This window comes from Rhizobium sp. BK060 (genome assembly GCF_014193145.1).
Classification (GTDB): Bacteria; Pseudomonadota; Alphaproteobacteria; order Rhizobiales; family Rhizobiaceae; genus Rhizobium.
Window position 1 is genome coordinate 1 of sequence record NZ_JACHYW010000018.1, and the last position, 15,477, is coordinate 15,477.

General features: G+C 58.2%; 14 protein-coding genes, 2 tRNA genes and 1 pseudogene. 7 read left to right on the forward strand and 10 right to left on the reverse strand.

Features of this window, described 5'->3' with window-relative positions; all coding sequences use genetic code 11:
- Positions 1-306: 306 nt before the first annotated feature.
- Positions 307-945, forward strand: coding sequence for a response regulator (locus FHT71_RS19720; RefSeq protein ID WP_183721568.1), 639 nt, complete (start codon positions 307-309; stop codon positions 943-945).
- Between the two features lie 68 nt (positions 946-1,013).
- On the opposite strand, the gene FHT71_RS19725 is transcribed toward FHT71_RS19720, so the two are convergent.
- On the reverse strand, positions 1,014-1,886 hold the full coding sequence (locus FHT71_RS19725; protein WP_007788533.1) for an alpha/beta hydrolase: 873 nt from the start codon (positions 1,884-1,886) through the stop codon (positions 1,014-1,016).
- A 400-nt stretch (positions 1,887-2,286) separates the two neighbouring features.
- Here FHT71_RS19725 and FHT71_RS19730 point away from each other — a divergent pair, with 400 nt between their 5' ends.
- On the forward strand, positions 2,287-4,503 hold the full coding sequence (locus tag FHT71_RS19730) for a PAS domain-containing protein (protein ID WP_348649315.1): 2,217 nt from the start codon (positions 2,287-2,289) through the stop codon (positions 4,501-4,503).
- Between the two features lie 50 nt (positions 4,504-4,553).
- Here FHT71_RS19730 and FHT71_RS19735 read toward each other — a convergent pair whose 3' ends face one another.
- The 4 genes from FHT71_RS19735 to FHT71_RS19750 form a co-directional block, all read right to left on the reverse strand.
- On the reverse strand, positions 4,554-4,919 hold the full coding sequence (locus tag FHT71_RS19735; protein WP_246718064.1) for a response regulator: 366 nt from the start codon (positions 4,917-4,919) through the stop codon (positions 4,554-4,556).
- Positions 4,920-5,134: 215 nt separating this feature from the next.
- The gene (locus FHT71_RS19740) at positions 5,135-5,338 is read right to left on the reverse strand and encodes a hypothetical protein (RefSeq protein ID WP_183721571.1); all 204 of its coding nucleotides are present in this window, start codon (positions 5,336-5,338) and stop codon (positions 5,135-5,137) included.
- 66 nt (positions 5,339-5,404) lie between these two features.
- On the reverse strand, positions 5,405-6,400 hold the full coding sequence (locus FHT71_RS19745; protein WP_246718065.1) for an adenylate/guanylate cyclase domain-containing protein: 996 nt from the start codon (positions 6,398-6,400) through the stop codon (positions 5,405-5,407).
- 375 nt (positions 6,401-6,775) lie between these two features.
- Complete coding sequence (locus FHT71_RS19750) at positions 6,776-7,525, reverse strand: glucose 1-dehydrogenase (RefSeq protein ID WP_007788521.1); 750 nt, start codon at positions 7,523-7,525, stop codon at positions 6,776-6,778.
- A 94-nt stretch (positions 7,526-7,619) separates the two neighbouring features.
- On the opposite strand from FHT71_RS19750, the gene FHT71_RS19755 reads away from it, so the two are divergent.
- Together FHT71_RS19755 and FHT71_RS31235 are read left to right on the forward strand one after the other, a co-directional pair.
- Positions 7,620-8,552, forward strand: coding sequence for a LysR family transcriptional regulator (locus FHT71_RS19755; RefSeq protein ID WP_183721577.1), 933 nt, complete (start codon positions 7,620-7,622; stop codon positions 8,550-8,552).
- A 53-nt stretch (positions 8,553-8,605) separates the two neighbouring features.
- Positions 8,606-8,857, forward strand: coding sequence for a hypothetical protein (locus tag FHT71_RS31235; protein WP_210294230.1), 252 nt, complete (start codon positions 8,606-8,608; stop codon positions 8,855-8,857).
- Here FHT71_RS31235 and FHT71_RS19765 read toward each other — a convergent pair.
- From FHT71_RS19765 to FHT71_RS19775, 3 genes are all read right to left on the reverse strand, one after another.
- Positions 8,841-9,257, reverse strand: a complete 417-nt coding sequence (locus FHT71_RS19765; RefSeq protein WP_007788514.1) for a hypothetical protein — start codon at positions 9,255-9,257, stop codon at positions 8,841-8,843. The two genes, FHT71_RS31235 and FHT71_RS19765, sit on opposite strands and share 17 nt — an antisense overlap.
- Positions 9,250-9,507 carry a prevent-host-death protein gene (locus tag FHT71_RS19770; RefSeq protein WP_007788512.1) on the reverse strand — a complete coding sequence of 86 codons (258 nt, stop codon included), beginning with the start codon at positions 9,505-9,507 and terminating at the stop codon, positions 9,250-9,252. The genes FHT71_RS19765 and FHT71_RS19770 overlap by 8 nt, the downstream gene beginning before the upstream one ends.
- Before the next feature lie 890 nt (positions 9,508-10,397).
- A tRNA-Pro gene (locus FHT71_RS19775) sits at positions 10,398-10,474 on the reverse strand.
- A gap of 337 nt (positions 10,475-10,811) precedes the next feature.
- On the opposite strand from FHT71_RS19775, the gene FHT71_RS19780 reads away from it, so the two are divergent.
- The 3 genes from FHT71_RS19780 to FHT71_RS19790 all read left to right on the forward strand — a co-directional run bounded on the left by FHT71_RS19780 (position 10,812) and on the right by FHT71_RS19790 (position 13,361).
- Entirely contained in the window at positions 10,812-11,117 is a 306-nt protein-coding gene (locus FHT71_RS19780; protein ID WP_007788506.1) for an ETC complex I subunit, read from the forward strand.
- 50 nt (positions 11,118-11,167) lie between these two features.
- Positions 11,168-11,244, forward strand: a tRNA-Arg gene (locus FHT71_RS19785).
- An 860-nt stretch (positions 11,245-12,104) separates the two neighbouring features.
- The gene (locus FHT71_RS19790; RefSeq protein ID WP_348649316.1) at positions 12,105-13,361 is read left to right on the forward strand and encodes an NAD(P)/FAD-dependent oxidoreductase; all 1,257 of its coding nucleotides are present in this window, start codon (positions 12,105-12,107) and stop codon (positions 13,359-13,361) included.
- A 98-nt stretch (positions 13,362-13,459) separates the two neighbouring features.
- On the opposite strand, the pseudogene FHT71_RS19795 reads toward FHT71_RS19790, so the two are convergent.
- A pseudogene (locus FHT71_RS19795) lies at positions 13,460-14,612 on the reverse strand (aldo/keto reductase).
- A gap of 448 nt (positions 14,613-15,060) precedes the next feature.
- Positions 15,061-15,462: an FAD:protein FMN transferase gene (locus FHT71_RS31835; RefSeq protein WP_348649317.1), complete on the reverse strand. Its 402-nt coding sequence runs from the start codon at positions 15,460-15,462 to the stop codon at positions 15,061-15,063.
- Positions 15,463-15,477 lie beyond the last annotated feature (15 nt).

The window sequence follows — 15,477 nt, forward strand, 5'->3', positions numbered from 1 at the left end:
CACCGTCACAACATCCGATAGGAGCCGTATGCGGTAGTGCCGCACGTACGGATCTGGCCGGGGGGCGATGGGTAACCATCGTCCCTACCGGGACCCCTTTTTCGGAGTTGGTCGGGTGATGAACAGTTCCGCTGTCGCTGCCGCTGCACGCATGCATGGGTCAGGCGCTGGAGAGCAAGTAAACCAAGGTTCATCATCACTAGGCTTGGCGTTCGTGATAATCAGACCCAGCGGCGGCACCCACTTGGCATCGACGTCATTCCGCCCCTCATAAGAGAGGGCGCCGCAGCGAGTGGAGGATCGATCATGGAAAAGCTAGATACGAAACAGGATTTATCCGCCGAACCTATTGTCTATGTCATCGATGATGACAAGCACATGCGAGACGCTCTTCTCGACCTCTTCATGGTAACGAATAGGCGGGCTTCCGCTTACTCCAGTGGACCTGAGTTCATGAGCACGGCCGATACGACCGCCCCTGGCTGTATCGTTGTCGACCTTCGAATGCCCGGAGGCACCGGCCTCGATGTCCAGAGCCAGTTGATCTCGCTCGGAAGTAAGATGCCGGTCATTTTCCTGACGGCCCATGCCGACGTTCCGGCCAGCGTCAGGGCGATGAAAGCCGGCGCTACCGATTTCCTCACCAAACCGTTCGTTACGCGGGATCTGCTCGACGCTGTAGACCACGCCATTCGCCTGGACGGCGAGAGACGCAAAGTTGAAACCGAACGCGAGCAGATTCGGAGGCTGGTCGATAAGCTGACCCCGCGAGAGCAGCAAGTGATGCTCGGCGTCGTCAGCGGGCTTATGAACAAGCAGGTCGCCTATCAGCTCGGGATCAGCGAAATGACCGTGAAGCTGCATCGGATGAGCGTGATGCGCAAAATGCAGAGCCGTTCCATTGCCGATCTGGTTCGCAAGGCCGAAAAACTGCAAAGGAACTGAGGGCGCCCGCAGAGCGCGGGCTGAACCGAATGGCGCGGAGGATGCATGAAGCACCCTCCGCATTATTTTTATACGGCAATGAATCTCAGCAGATCGAGATTGATGATATCTGCATGGGTCGTCACCATCCCGTGCGGCAGTCCCTTGTAGATCTTCAGTGTCGCGTTCTTCAGAAGTTTGGCGGAGAGAGGGGCGGAATCTTCAATCGGGACGACCTGATCGTCATCACCATGGAGAACGAGAGTCGGAACCTCGATCGTTTTCAGATCTTCCGTAAAGTCGGTTTCCGAGAAAGCCTTGATACCCAGGTAGTGAGCGTTTGCCGCGCCCATCATGCCTTGTCTCACCCAATTCTGGATAATCGGCTCAGAGGCAACGGTGGCGGGCCGATTGAAACCGTAGAAAGGCCCGCTGGCTACGTCGTAATAGAACTGGGCTCTGTTCGACGCCAGCGCAGCACGGTATCCGTCGAATGCCTCGGTCGGAAGTCCGCCTGGATTGTCGGGTGTCTTCACCATGATGGGCGGCACTGCGCCGATGAGTACCAGCTTCAGAACGCGGCCTTTGCCATAGCGGGCGACATAGCGGGTAGCTTCGCCTCCGCCCGTCGAATGACCGATGTGAACAGCGTTCCGCAAGTCCAGATGTTCCACGACGGCGGCAACATCGGCAGCGTAATGATCCATATCATGGCCGCCGCCGACCTGTTCCGATCGGCCGTGTCCGCGACGATCGTGGGCGATAACACGGTAGCCTTTTCCCAGAAAGAAGAGCATCTGGGCGTCCCAGTCGTCGCCGCTGAGGGGCCACCCATGATGGAACACGATCGGCTGCGCCTCCTTCGGCCCCCAGTCCTTGTAGAAGATGCGGGTTCCGTCCATCGATGTCACGTAGCCATGCCCGGCCTTTTCGGATGTCGTGGTTATTGAGTTGACGTTCATTCCGAACTCCTATTGCTAGTCCTGTTCCAGTGCCGAAACACCGGCCGCAACGCTAGCATCTCCACGTTGGCGCAAAAGCTATACGTACGTTTGATCGGTGACAGCCGCCTCGATGCCCCCTTGCGATCCCATCGTTTCCTGTCCTGGACCTGTCGAAGGATGCCCGCGGTCGATGGCCTTCCGTTGCGGAAGGAACTTGTGCGTCGTCAGCCAATCGTGTGCCTACGTTGGACTGACGCGCGGCGCGGGCGTAAAACATGTCGAGCGATCACAGCGAAGCTCCGGATGGAGAGCAACCGATGACGCCTGATACTGTCACAGCTGGCAATTCGCCTATCGAGGCCGCAAAGACCGTCGAAAACTTGACCGGCGTCGGTTGGGCATTCGATGCGAGCGGCAGGTGGATTTACCTCTCACCTGTCTTACAAGCCGCTCTAGTCTAGGCAAGACGCCAGACGAGTTGAACGCTTGGTGGAGCGAGGGAGAGGTCGCTTGGAAGCAACTGCTCTATCCCGATGACTATGAACGCGTTGCCGGAGAATGGCGTCACTCCATTCATTCCGGACAACCCTTCGACAGTGAGTTTCGTATCCGACGCCGGGCCGGCTACGGTTGGGTTCGAAGCTCCGGAAGGGCTGTGCGGGATCGCACCGGCGAGATTCTCGGATGGTATGGCACGTCAATCGACATCGAGAGCTTCCGGGCAACCGTTGAGACGTTGCACGGCCGGGAGCTTGAACTTTCGCAACTCGTCGACACGGTTCCCGGCCACTTGTGGCGTCTGACACCTGAGGGCGAGCCGATCTTCTTCAACCGGAGAATGATCGACTATCTCGGCCGAAACGTCACAGACATCGAAAGGCCCGGTCTGAGCCGACTGGACGCCATGATCGAGATGGCAATTCATCCCGACGACGCGGCTGAATTCGGAAGCACTCTGAATCAGAGCCTTGTCACGGGAGAAAGCTTCTTCATGAGATACCGCCTGCGTCGTTTTGACGGGGTTTACAGATGGATGTCCAGCCGAGCGGAATCCATGCGGGACCACGACGGCCGCATCGTCCAGTGGTGCGGCCTCTGTCACGACGTCAACGACCAGGTTCGTACAGAGGAAGCTCTCAAGCGATCCGAATGGCACTTGCAACGACTGATCGACGCGCTGCCGGTAAACATCTGCAGTTGGACGCCTGAAGGAGCACTCTCCTACGTCAGCAAGCGATTTCTGGAACAAGCAGGATTGACGAAGACGGACCTCGCTGAGTTCGCCAAAGCGGCATTGGATTTAATCCATCCCGACGATGTCGGGCAAGTGAGAGATCAGGCAATTCGGTGCATTCGGTCAGGCGAAGCATTTTCTATGAGATATCGCCGACGCGGAAAGGATGGCTTATTTCGGTGGACGGACGATCGGTTTGAGGCGCTGCGCGATGCCGATGATGCGATAGTGGAATGGTATGGCCTATCCATCGATGTCGATGACGAGATGCGAACTCAACAGTCGTTGCGTGATAGTGAGCATTCGCTCCATGAACTCGTCGAGACGCTGCCGGCGTTGATCTACTGCCTAGCGCCTGACGGTGCGCCGATCTATCGTAGTCACAAGCTGAGCGAGTATCTGGGATTCGAAATCGAAGATAAGGACGAGATCGGCAAGCACCGCCTGGATGTGACCCTGGACGCCATTATCCATCCGGACGAGCTAGCCGCCGTCAAACACAAATACAGCCAGTCGCTCCCGACCGGCGAGCCGTACACGATGAGGCATCGATTGCGCCGGTTCGACGGCGAGTACCGATGGATGGAGACGCGGGCCTTGGCGATGCGCAACGCCGACGGCGATATCGTGCAGTGGAACGGCGTATGTATCGACATAGACGATTGGCTTCGCGCACAAGAGGAGCTTAGGGTCGCACAAAGAAATCTCGCAAAGGCCAGTGAAGCGGCGAGCTTGGCCGAACTCACCGCATCGATCGCGCACGAAATAGGCCAACCTCTGGCGGCCATGGTATCGAGTTCAGATGCCTGCCAGCAATGGCTCAGCGGCGACCCTCCAAACGTAGAACGGGCACAGAAAGCCCTCGAACGCGTCGTTCGCAGCGCAAATACCGCAACAGAGGTGGTCGGTCGAATCCGTGCCCTTTTCAAGCATACCCCGGAGGCGCGCAGGACACAGGCGCTTGACGCTGTGGCGGTGGAGGCCCGCGATCTGATGGCTGAAGAAGCCACGCGACGGGGCGTACGGATGGAATGCCGAATTGAGCAAGATCTTCCGCCGTTGTTCTTCGATCCTATCCAGATACAACAGGTCTTCGTCAATCTCATCCGGAATGCATTGGAAGCAATGGACCTTGCTGCAGATCGCGGGATGCTCCAATTGAGCGTACGACGCGACAGCGAGCGGATTTACACGGAAATATCCGACACCGGGCCGGGCGTCGAAGATCCAGAGCGAATATTCGAACCATTCTACACCACAAAGGGGCAGGGGATGGGGATGGGTCTGGCAATATGCCGATCAATCGTCGAAGCGCACGGCGGCAGGCTCTGGGTGGAGAAGAATGATCCGACCGGAGCGAAGTTCATCTTTGATTTGCCGGTCGAGGGCCAAGAAGCTTAAGGATCCGTCGTGCAGATTACGCCGCCCACATTTGAAGCTTCGTGCATGCGCTAGATCTCAATAGCGGTTTCGATCGCCCTTCGAAGTTCCGCGCCAGCAAAAGGCTTGAACAAGCAGATTCCTGCCCGTTTCGCTTCGTTGATCAGCGCCTCTTGTGCATGGCCTGTCATGAATACGACGGGTATCGCGATCTTTCGCCGGTTCAGTTCCTTATAGAGGTCGATGCCGCTCATGCCTGGCATTGAAATGTCGAGGAGAAGACATCGCATTTCGGGGATCCGGGGCGATTCCAGAAAATCGGCAGCAGACGCGAATGTCACGACGGAATAACCGGACACGTCGAGCAGATCGAGCAATGATTCCCGAACCACTGCGTCGTCGTCTACGATGGCAACCAGCATTTGAAGCATTTCCATGTGATGTAGAGCTTCTTTGCTCTATTGGAGGCATGCTCACCGGCCAAAGGCAAAATCGCACTTGCCGAACCAAGCACAGGTAGTCGGGCCGAGACCGCGCCTTCGATCCCTACGTTCAAGAGGAACGATCATCGACCTATGGGAGTATTGGCGTCAATCCAAACCTAAGTATGCTACCGGCGTTTCCAGCGCGCTCTTACTGCTCGCGGCGGTCATCAGCGGGGAAGGGAATTGGCGGAAACGTGGAATTCATCGCTGTCGCGAGCAAGACCGACAGGATCTGCATCCGACGGTCCTGCAAGAGCCGCATCCGCGATTTCCATCGCGACCAACCTTCGAAGTTGGCGTTCTTCTGAGACCAGGCTAACTTTGATCGAGTTTGCGGCGAGGACGTCCGCTATCTTCGTCCGGGTCGTCATGTCGTGATCCAGAACAAAGACGTGTTTTCTGGCTGCCCCAGCGTTCCTCAAGGAGTACCGTTGGGATCAGCAAGGCATTTGAGAGGCGTTCAACCGCAACGCGTGAACACCGATCGGAACATAGAAGCCGGAGACCCTTTGCGGACCCAGGTAGTCGGTTTGATCAAAGCATGCGGCTGCTTGTACGAAATCTCCCGAGAGCAGGACTGGACGATCTAGTGTTTTGGTGAGCGCCTCGAGTTTGAAGGCCAGATTCACCGCGGATCCGATCACGGTGAAATCGAGACGCTTTTTGGAGCCGATGTTCCCGTACATGACTTCACCGAGGTGGATGCCGGTGCCAAAGCGGACCAGTTCGGCAGTTCGTCGCAAGCAGGACGCGCTTTGATATCCTTCCTGCACCGCCGCGAGCAGATGCTGGCAGGCATCCGTGCCATCCATTGGAAATACCGCTAGGAGGCCGTCTCCGATGAATTTCAGTATCTCGCCGCCGTGACGTTCAATCGGCTCCGCGACGACATCGAAGTACCTGTTTAAGATTTCGATCAGTTCGTCACGCGGAAGACTGTCAGACAGACGAGTGAAGTTTCGCAGATCACAGATCAGGATGGCTGCAATGATCGTCTCTCGACTGCCACGCGTTATGGCGCCGTGCAGTATCTCGTCGGAGGCGTGCGCACCCACGTAAGTCTCCAACAGCGTTCGAGCCAGTTGGTCCTTTACCCGTACTTCGGTGACGAGCGAGTACCACGGCACCAGCGTGTCGAGGAGCGCCAATTCCTGATCCGAAAAACCATCGGGACGATCGGTAGCGAAGGTAATGAGGTGGCGGCGACCTTGCGTGTGATTGAGGGGCCAAGCCACGTAGTCGGTATGGCCGTCGTGTTTCAGCTCCTCGTATATTGCAAAAATATGCGGGCCGTTGATCTGGAGCTTCTGCCGAACACGCTTTCCGCTATCGATCGCCACCCGAAATGGGCTGCGTAGAAATACGTCGGTTGCCTCGACGTCATGGGCGATCGTCTGAACGCTGGCATCGGGCTGGCCGCGCATCCAGGTCATCCGCGTGCCCAGCCACTGCGGATGGTGGACCCGAAGATGCAGCGTCGCTCTGCTAAGAGGAATCCCACATGCAACGATGCGGGCACAGAGCTCCGCGAAGACCTTTTCCCCCCGCGGCTGGTACCGAATCCCGGCCGCGAGCCAGTCCAGAATCTGCACTCGAAATCTAAGGTCTAGTTCGACACCCATAGTCTCCAGCATTTACGCGGACGCTATTGCAGCGGTAGATATACGAGCGTTCTAGTTGGGCACATCATAATCTCACCCGCAACAAGGGACTTTGAAGCCGGTGCTGCCCCTGAGCGACAGGGTTCGCACACCAGCTTCTCGAAGTAGGGCAGAACTCAGGATCGGATCGCGTTCACTGCCTTGTTGTCACACGAGCCCCATCCCACCATCGACGTGGAGCTCGACACCATTTACGAAGCTTGCTGCATCAGAGGCGAGAAACAGAGCTGCTTTTGCCAGTTCGTCGGGGCGACCCAAACGGCCGGCTGGTATTGCTTTCGATAGCTGGTCGATCATCTCCGGCCGATTTTCTTCCGACACGCCTAGTTTGCCTAGAATTTCAGTTTCTACGGGCCCCGGACTGAGGACGTTCACGCGGATCTTTCGGGACTTGAACTCGACAGCCCAGTTGCGAGCGAACGCTGCGATCGCCGCCTTCGTACCTGCATACAACGTGTGATTTGGAAGTATCCTCGTCGCCGCGAGCGAACTTGTCAGGATAATGGTGCCCCCGATCCGAATAAGCGGCGAGATGGCCTGAACGCCGAAGAATACGCCGCGGGTGTTAATCGCAAAGTGTTGGTCGTACTCGTCCTCCGTGACTTCGTCGGAGGGCAAGAGATTGATCACTCCGGCGTTCGCCATGTAGATATCAAGTGCGCCAAAACGCCGGCGGATGTCTTCTGCAAGGTCATGATGATGGCCCCTGCTCGCTACGTCACCGATGACGCCAATGGCTCCATTGCCGATATCCTTGGCTGCCTGATCGACGACATCCTTCCTTCTCCCTGTAATGATGACTTGAGCGCCTTCTTGGGCGAAGAGCATGGCAGTCGCTTTGCCGATGCCACTATTGCCGCCGGTAATGACCGCGATCTTATCTTTGAGACTAGGCATTTTCGTTCTCCATGTTGACAGGGCGAACGTATGCTGCTGCCTGTATGGATTTTAGCCGTGTCGTCGGCACAAAACCTTTTCCTCGGAGATTCAGGTGACCCATTTGCTGAATGAGATGTCGGGATTGATCGCGTTCGTGCGCACGGTCGAAGTTGGATCGTTCAGTGCGGCTGCTCGGGATCTGAAAACATCACCCTCCGCCATTTCGAAGAGCGTCGGTCGGTTGGAAAAGCTGGTCGGATCCCGTCTTTTTCTCAGGTCGACACGCGCCCTTACGCTGACCCCCGACGGGCAGATGCTGTTCGAGCGGATCGGTCCACTGCTGCGGGAACTCGATGCATCGGACGATGGGCTATCAAGTAGCAGCGGACTAACCGGACGATTGCGATTCAGTATGCCCGTCGAAATGTCAGAGCTGTTTCTCGGGGCGATCTTCACCAAGTTTGCCGAGGAATACCCTGACCTAACGCTGGACATCGGGTTGACAGACAGGTTCGTCGACATCATCCGGGACGATTACGATGTCGTCTTCAGGGTCGGGGAGGTCGTGCAACCCGATCTGGTTGTTCGGCATCTCGCGGATCTCGACATGGTTCTGGTTGCAGCTCCGTCGCTTCTATCAAAATGGGGCGTGCCGAGGACAATTCATGACTTTCAGAGCATGCCCTTTGCGCGGTACTCCGTTGGCGGCCGAACGGCACACATCGCCTTTGCCGACGGGTCCAAGATCCTCCCAACCGGGCGAATAGACTGCGACAGCGGCATCGCTCTACATTCGGCAGCGCGGCACGGCCTCGGAGTAGCCTTGCTCTTGCGTTGTGTGGTGGCAGACGACTTGGATTCGGGAATATTGATTGATGTGACACCCTCGGGCGCGCTCAAGCCGATGCGCTTCAGTGCTGTTCACGCGCTTGGTCGGACCGTGCCGTCACGTGTCAAGCTGCTTTCCGATTTCGTAGCGCTTGAGGCCCAGAAACTCTCGATTCGTGCTCAGTCACCTGGAGATGCCGCTGCAGCGAGGGATTGACGCTGCGCGACAATCACAGCCCGACCAAGTGATCCCATACCTAGGAACCTTTCTTGCCGACGGCACACGAGCGCGTCACCACAATGGTCGTCGCGGGGAACGTTCCTTTGGAGTTTAGGATTCGTGCAATTCACACGAATGAGTTCGATTGCATCTTCAAGGCGCTGAAGAGCCAGTCAGCGCTCACGTCGATCAATCCTAAACTCGTCCGTGCGCTCGCTGCTCGGACGATGAAGCTTATCCGTCACGACATCCCATGGAAGGCATCGCAAAAGGGCGGACCTCCCCTCAATCGGTTCGACTGACCCGCGCACTCGGCTGAGCAAGGAAGGGCTTGAAAGCGGCTGCGATCTTCGCAAGAAATCCCTTGCTGAACGATCCCAAAACCTCTGCACTCGGGTCGTAGTAAAAGGACTGCTCGGCTATGTCATGATTGAATTCAGAGACGGTAATCCACGCATCCTTCCACTCACGGATTCCAGCGCGGCGGCATTCAAGCTGGGGAATCTCCAAGGCGGTTTGATCGGAGCGGGGCGGGGTGCCTGAGATAGCCAATAAGATCAGGTTTGTCTGATTGCCTTTCGGGATTGCCAGAACCATGCAAACCGGGCGTGCCTTCCGCCCCTCAGTTTCTCCCTTGTCGCGCTGCCATGTCCAGAGATAAGGATAGCGGATGATCGAACCATTGGCCGGAGTATCAGCCATTGGTCTCGCTTCCTTCCTCTATCAGTCGGTCCAGTTCCGGACCGATCAACGCTGCCAGTTCAGGGGGGGCCTCATTGGGGCCATAAGCCCTGCGCGGATCGCCTTTTTGCTTCATGGCCTCAAAATCGTCGTAGGTCATGAGGACGTAGCGGGCCTTGCGATGTTGAGTAATAGCGACCGGCTGGCGATCTGCCGCCATGGTCACGGTCTTAATATCGCGCAGCAATTCTACCGTGGAGAATTTTTCCATCGTGGCGCTCCTTCAAATTATACGAAATATACAATTCATTTGATTATTTGACAAGGGTAACGCCACGGGCAGCCGCCTGTCCGCTTGGCCCAAGCCGCAGGGCGTAGAGAGCCGTACAGTCGATGTGCATATCGGACGGTTGCGTTGTCGCCAGGTCGAGGAGCGTCCTGCTGCGCGGACGCAGGTAGGCGCCGCCGTCGTCGTCCGCTTGGAAAAGTGCGAGGGCAAGGTCCTGGGGGAGTCGCGTCGCGGGTGCGGGCCGCCCTGGAGGGGCACGGTGTTGTGTTCATCGAGGCGACGTCGGATGGTGGGCCGGGAGTCGCTCTCGCCAAAACTCGCGCTGCCGACCCCGCCGGTCACGCCTAAGAGAGTCGCCGGTTCGTCGAAACAAGTGAGAGAGCTCGTGTTGAGTGCGATTTCATTTCGGAGTGCCGGGGGTCTCGAGACGTCTACAGTCGATGACCATGCCTCGACATTTAAGAATATCTAGTGCTTGCTCCTTCCATAGGAGCAAACCATCCGGACCGCGTTCCACGTGGCGACCTCGAGATCACCCCCACGAAAGCCCGAGAAACCAATCGACCGCCCGACCAGCAACGTTTCCTTGGCTCCGAAGCTCCTTGCCGGTAACAATGTCCTCCACGTCTTCTTCGGAGCGCGTCGCGCCATGCGCAATAACATTTGTGTCGAATATCCGCTAGCTCTTTCGCATCGACAGTTCGATCCGCTGTGACGGCGACAGCGCGTGCGCCGCGACTGCGTGCCCGGCCTCGTGCATGGATATCCATCTCGGCGCGTACCATGCCGGAGAAATTGGCCGGAAACGGTGGCGGATCCGGTGGCGCCAATGAGCGCCGTCATGGACTAGCCCGTGGAATAATGGGGAAAAATGGTCGGAGTGGAGAGATTCGAACTCCCGACCCTCTGGTCCCAAACCAGATGCGCTACCAGACTGCGCTACACTCCGTGCCGACGAGGGAGGGCAATACACGGTTCGCCTCGCGCCCGCAATACATAAATCGCGTATCCCCATGCTTGGTTTAAGCACCCCATCGTTCAGCTTGCTGTGCGGAGTGATTGATATGAGCACGAGTTATCGAGTGATCGCGAAAAGAGGAGGGCTGCCGGAAAACGATCGGAGATCCAGCGCTCCGCCGCCTTGGCTTTTTTCTTGAAAAGAAAGGGATTCGTCGGTAAGCAAAACTCATCTCTTTGTGCGATGGTTTGGATGAAGAGAAGCCTCGGATATGGGGCAGAGTGAAGTTTCGAGTGCGAAAGCCCGCTAATTCGGAGGCGTTGCAGCAATGTCTGCCAAGATCTACCGCCCAGCCAAGACCGCGATGCAGTCCGGCAAGGCAAAGACAAATATTTGGGTTCTTGAGTTCGATCAGGAGACGCCGCGTACCATCGATCCGATCATGGGTTACACGTCTTCCTCGGACATGCGCCAGCAGCTGAAGCTGACCTTCGAAACGCAGGAACTCGCTGAAGCTTACGCGAAGCGCAACGGCATCGAGTATCGGGTCATCGCCCCGAAGGATCCGCAACGCCAGACTGTGGCTTACCCTGATAATTTCCGCTATACGCGGACTCAGCCTTGGACGCATTGATCCGCTTTCATACGCGATGATTTGACCAGGGCATGAAGCCCGGGTCACGCGGCCCCTTAGCTCAGCTGGATAGAGCACCTGCCTTCTAAGCAGGTTGTCGCAGGTTCGATTCCTGCAGGGGTCGCCACTCTCTTCAGGGACTTGCGACGCCGCGGTTGCGACTCGAACAGCTTCCGCTGACAATTCGCTCCCGGTCCTCCGCCGCCTTCCTCTGCACGGATATCGGAGAGGGAATTTGACTTCACCTCGAAAGTCCTGAGCAACGTTGCAAGTTACTCTGTGGACACGGGTCACAGCCGCAATTAGGGCACCTGCAGACAAGATACCGTCAAGGACGCCGCGATCCATGCCGTGTTCTCTTCGTCCGCAAAATCCCGCTCGTGACCAGATGTGCCGGTTTACCGCAAGCGACTTGGCTGGCAGAATTTTGCAAGGCTGGTAGCGCGGACACGAAACACTTGATTCCTGCAATGGATTGAGAGAGCTATTCCGCGATTGAGGGAGAGTCTCTATTTACCAACCCCGATTTGCGTCACAAAGCCGGCCGCCCGTGATGAAATTGAAACGTAGCACAGATAAGAGTTTCAATGACCGGAATTGGGCGCTTGCCGGCCAAGGCCTCTTCCGCTATCGGGCCCGAAGCCGCCGTTGAACCCGGCGCACCAGTCAGACCCGACCACCCAATGCTAGCCGAGAGGCCAATCCTGCAAAGGCGGTGGCGAGGAAATAATTGGGTAGTCGAGCAAACTTCGGCGCGAGTTTCACATCGCTTTTTGCACGGCCATCCGCACCAGCGACGAAGTGAACTGCCTCGCATCAGGCGACCTTGCCTTCCGGTTTGGCGAGCGCGCTGTGGCGCAGTTTCATGCGGTGACTGGGGCTGGCGAAATCGAGTGCGCTCGGCCAGTCGGGTGGAGATCCGCCACGCTGGACTAATTGTCGTGAACAAGGCTTGATGCCGCGCGGGGATGGCTGGGGATGCCGATCATGAGATCACCGCGGCAAATGAATGGTAGTGCCGATGTTCTCGATGCTGTCGTCGTCGGAGCCGGCTGGGCGGGCCTCGGCGTCAGCTATTGGCTGGCACGAAGGGGCTTGCGCCATAGCGTCCTGGAGCGGGGCCGCATAGGAGAGACCTGGCGCACGCAGCGATGGGATTCCTTTCGGATGAACACCCCAAACGTGCAGACCGTCATGCCGGGCGACTGCTATGACGGTGAGGATCCATCCGGTGCCCTGACGCGCGACCAGTTCGTCGCTCTCCTCGAGGACTTCGCCAGGCGCAACGCGCTCCCGATCGAACCGGATACTGCGGTGAGCGAACTCAGGCACGAGAATGACGCGTATCGGCTGACCACTTCACGCGGCATGCTTTTAGCGCGGAACGTGATCGTTGCAAGCGGCAGCCTGAATTGTCCGGTGCGCCCAGTTTGGGCCGCTGCGTTACCGCCCGTCCTTCGCCAGATCGACGCCTCCGGCTACCGCAGCGCTGCGGATCTTGCCGACGGCGCGGTGCTGGTGGTCGGAAGTGGCCAGTCGGGTGTCCAGATCGCGGAGGAGTTGGCGGAAGCAGGCCGAACAGTCTTCCTTGCCACCAGTCGTGTCGGACGGCTCCCGCGGCGCTACCGAGGCCGCGACATCATGGTCTGGCTCCTCGAATGTGGGTTTCTCGACGTGCGACGGGAGGAGGTCATTCGACTTGCGGGACGCATCCCGCCTCGAGGTGTGCTTGGGTCGGTGCACACGATAAGCCTTCAAGCGCTCAGCGCCCAAGGTGTCGTGCTTCTTGGGCGATTGACTGGCGTCGAGGATGGCGACCGCCTCTCGTTCGCCGACGATCTCGAAGCGAATGTTCGCTTTGCGGATGAAGCCTCCAATCACATCAAACGCCATATCGACGAATATGTCAGCCGCGCTGGAATCGATGCACCCGTTTCGGAACCCGACCCGGCGGAGACGGTCGCGATGCAACAGCCGAACCCGACGGTCGCTTCGCTTGATCTCTCCCGGTCCGGCATAACGACCGTGGTGTGGTGCACAGGCTTCAAGGGCGATTTCAGTTGGATGAGGCTTCCCGGTGCGCTCGATGCCGCGGGACAGCCGGTCCACGAGGATGGCGTGGCCACCCTGCCGGGCCTTTACTTCGCCGGGTTGGATTTCGCCTCTACGCGCAAGTCAGGCATAATATTGGCGATCGCCGAGGAAGCGCCCCGCCTTGTCGAACACATCGTAGGGCCTTCGTGACGCCTTTGGCGCTCTGCGGACGAGGCTGTTGTCGCCTTCGGGCCCAAAGCTGACAAAGGGCTTCGGGCGGGATGGTCGTAATCCGAAGGTTCCGAGGACTAGGACTTCGCAGGAGCTTCGACATCCGAGAATGCCTGAACGGCGTCCGGAAGCCTCGCACCCTTGATTTGGATGGCCGCGAGGGAGGCATTCAACTCCGCGATCTCGTAGGATGTAAAGGTGATGCCAGTCGCGTCGATGTTCTCCGTCATGTGAGCCATCTGCGTCGTGCCGGGGATCGGGACGATCCACGGTTTCTGAGCCAGCAGCCCAGCGAGCGCGATCTGTCCGAGGCGTGATTGTTTCCGGTGCGCCCACGTCTTTAGGAGTCCCACGAGCGCAAGGTTGGTCGGCAGGTTCGCAGGCGCGAAGCGCCCTTCGATGCCGCGGATATCACCCTGAGCGAACCGTGTACGAGCGTCGATCGCGCCGTTGAGGAAACCAACGCCGAGAGGGCTCCAAGGGACGAATCCGACGCCCAGTTCCTCGCACACTGGGATCGCGCCCTTTTCAGGCCCCCGCCACAGCATCGAGTATTCGCTCTGAACCGCGGTCAGAGGCAGCGCTGCGTGGGCGCGCCTAAGCGTGTTGAGACCCATCTCGGAAAGGCCCCAGTGCACGACTTTCCCCTGCTTCATCAAGTCATTCACCGCTCCTGCCACATCTTCAATCGGCTTCCTGCGGGTCGACGCGGTGTTGATAGAGATCAATGCGGTCGGTTTGCAGGCGCTTGAGCATTCCCTCGACGGCCGACTTGATATGTTCGGGACGGCTGTTGAGGCCCGGAAGCCGTTCTCCAGTCTCGAGATCGATGTTCCAGCCGAATTTGGACGCGATAACAACCTGATCCCGGAACGGTTGAACGCCTTCGCCGAGTATCCTTTCGACCTCATGTGGGCCATAGGCCTCTGCTGCATCGTAGAAAGTCAGGCCCCGGTCGAAAGCGGCCCTTATGATGTTATGCATTTCGGCACGCGTTGGAATTGTTTGCTGGTAGGTCCGGCTCATGTTTTGAACGCCAAGACCCACGCTGGATACCTCCAGGGAGCCGAGCTTTCGCCGTCCGATTTCGGTGACGGACGTTGTGTCTGAGGCATTTTGCTTGGTCGTCGCCTGAGCATTGGCTACCCCGAGATTGGCGGCCACGGCCAACGTACCCGCTGTCAGCAGCAAGCCTCTGCGGTTGAGTTCAATTCCGTGCCTCGTAGTCATCTTTACACTCCTCTGATTTTCTTGACTGCGGGGGTGCTAAGCGGAGGGCCGTCACCGACGAGCCGCCTGGCGCTTGATCTGGCCTATGGCGTCGTTGAATCCGCGCGAAGTTCCGCTTGAACCCGCCAACTTGCCAACGTTCACTTGATCGATCGGGCGCCCTATGACGACCTTTGGAACCGCCGCCGCAAAGCGTCGCTGGAGTTCCAGCGATTCCGGCACATATGCATGGGGGAGTGACCTCCACCGCGGTGATCACGCCATCAGTCAGGGTCACCTTTAAGGTTATATGCGACGGTTGGCCGCCGTATGTCCCGGTCGCTGTGTAGACGCCGTCTGCATACTGACGGGGCTTGCCGCCTTGGGCCTCTGCCGTCGAGGACACCATCAGGGTTAGCGCCGAAGCGACGAGCGCGTTTCTGATCTCGCGGGGCATTTTGTTCCTTTCTCAGGTGAAGGCTTCGCCGTCGAAATTGTCGGACACCTCAGCACGGCCATCGGCGAACATCCGAACGAAGGAGAAGTCGAAGCTTGGCACCAGCCGGGAGGCAGGAACAACGAAAAGCGCCGTGGCCAGCCCGTCTGCCGTCGCGGCATCCTTCGCAACGACCCATGTAGCAACCACGTCCTTCACGGGCCTTCCGGTCCTGGCATCCAAGATATGATGAAGGTTGTCTCCCCATTTCCGGCGATTGACCGCCGAGGCGCAAAGCGAGGCGTCTCGGAGGTGGGCGACGCCCACCACCTTCGTAGGATCAAACGGATGCTCAAGTCCGACACCGAGCGCCGCTTCTCCGCGATGCAGCATGTCGCCGCTGCCATCGACGACAAAGTCTTCGAGGCCTCTCACCCCCAAAACACCTGA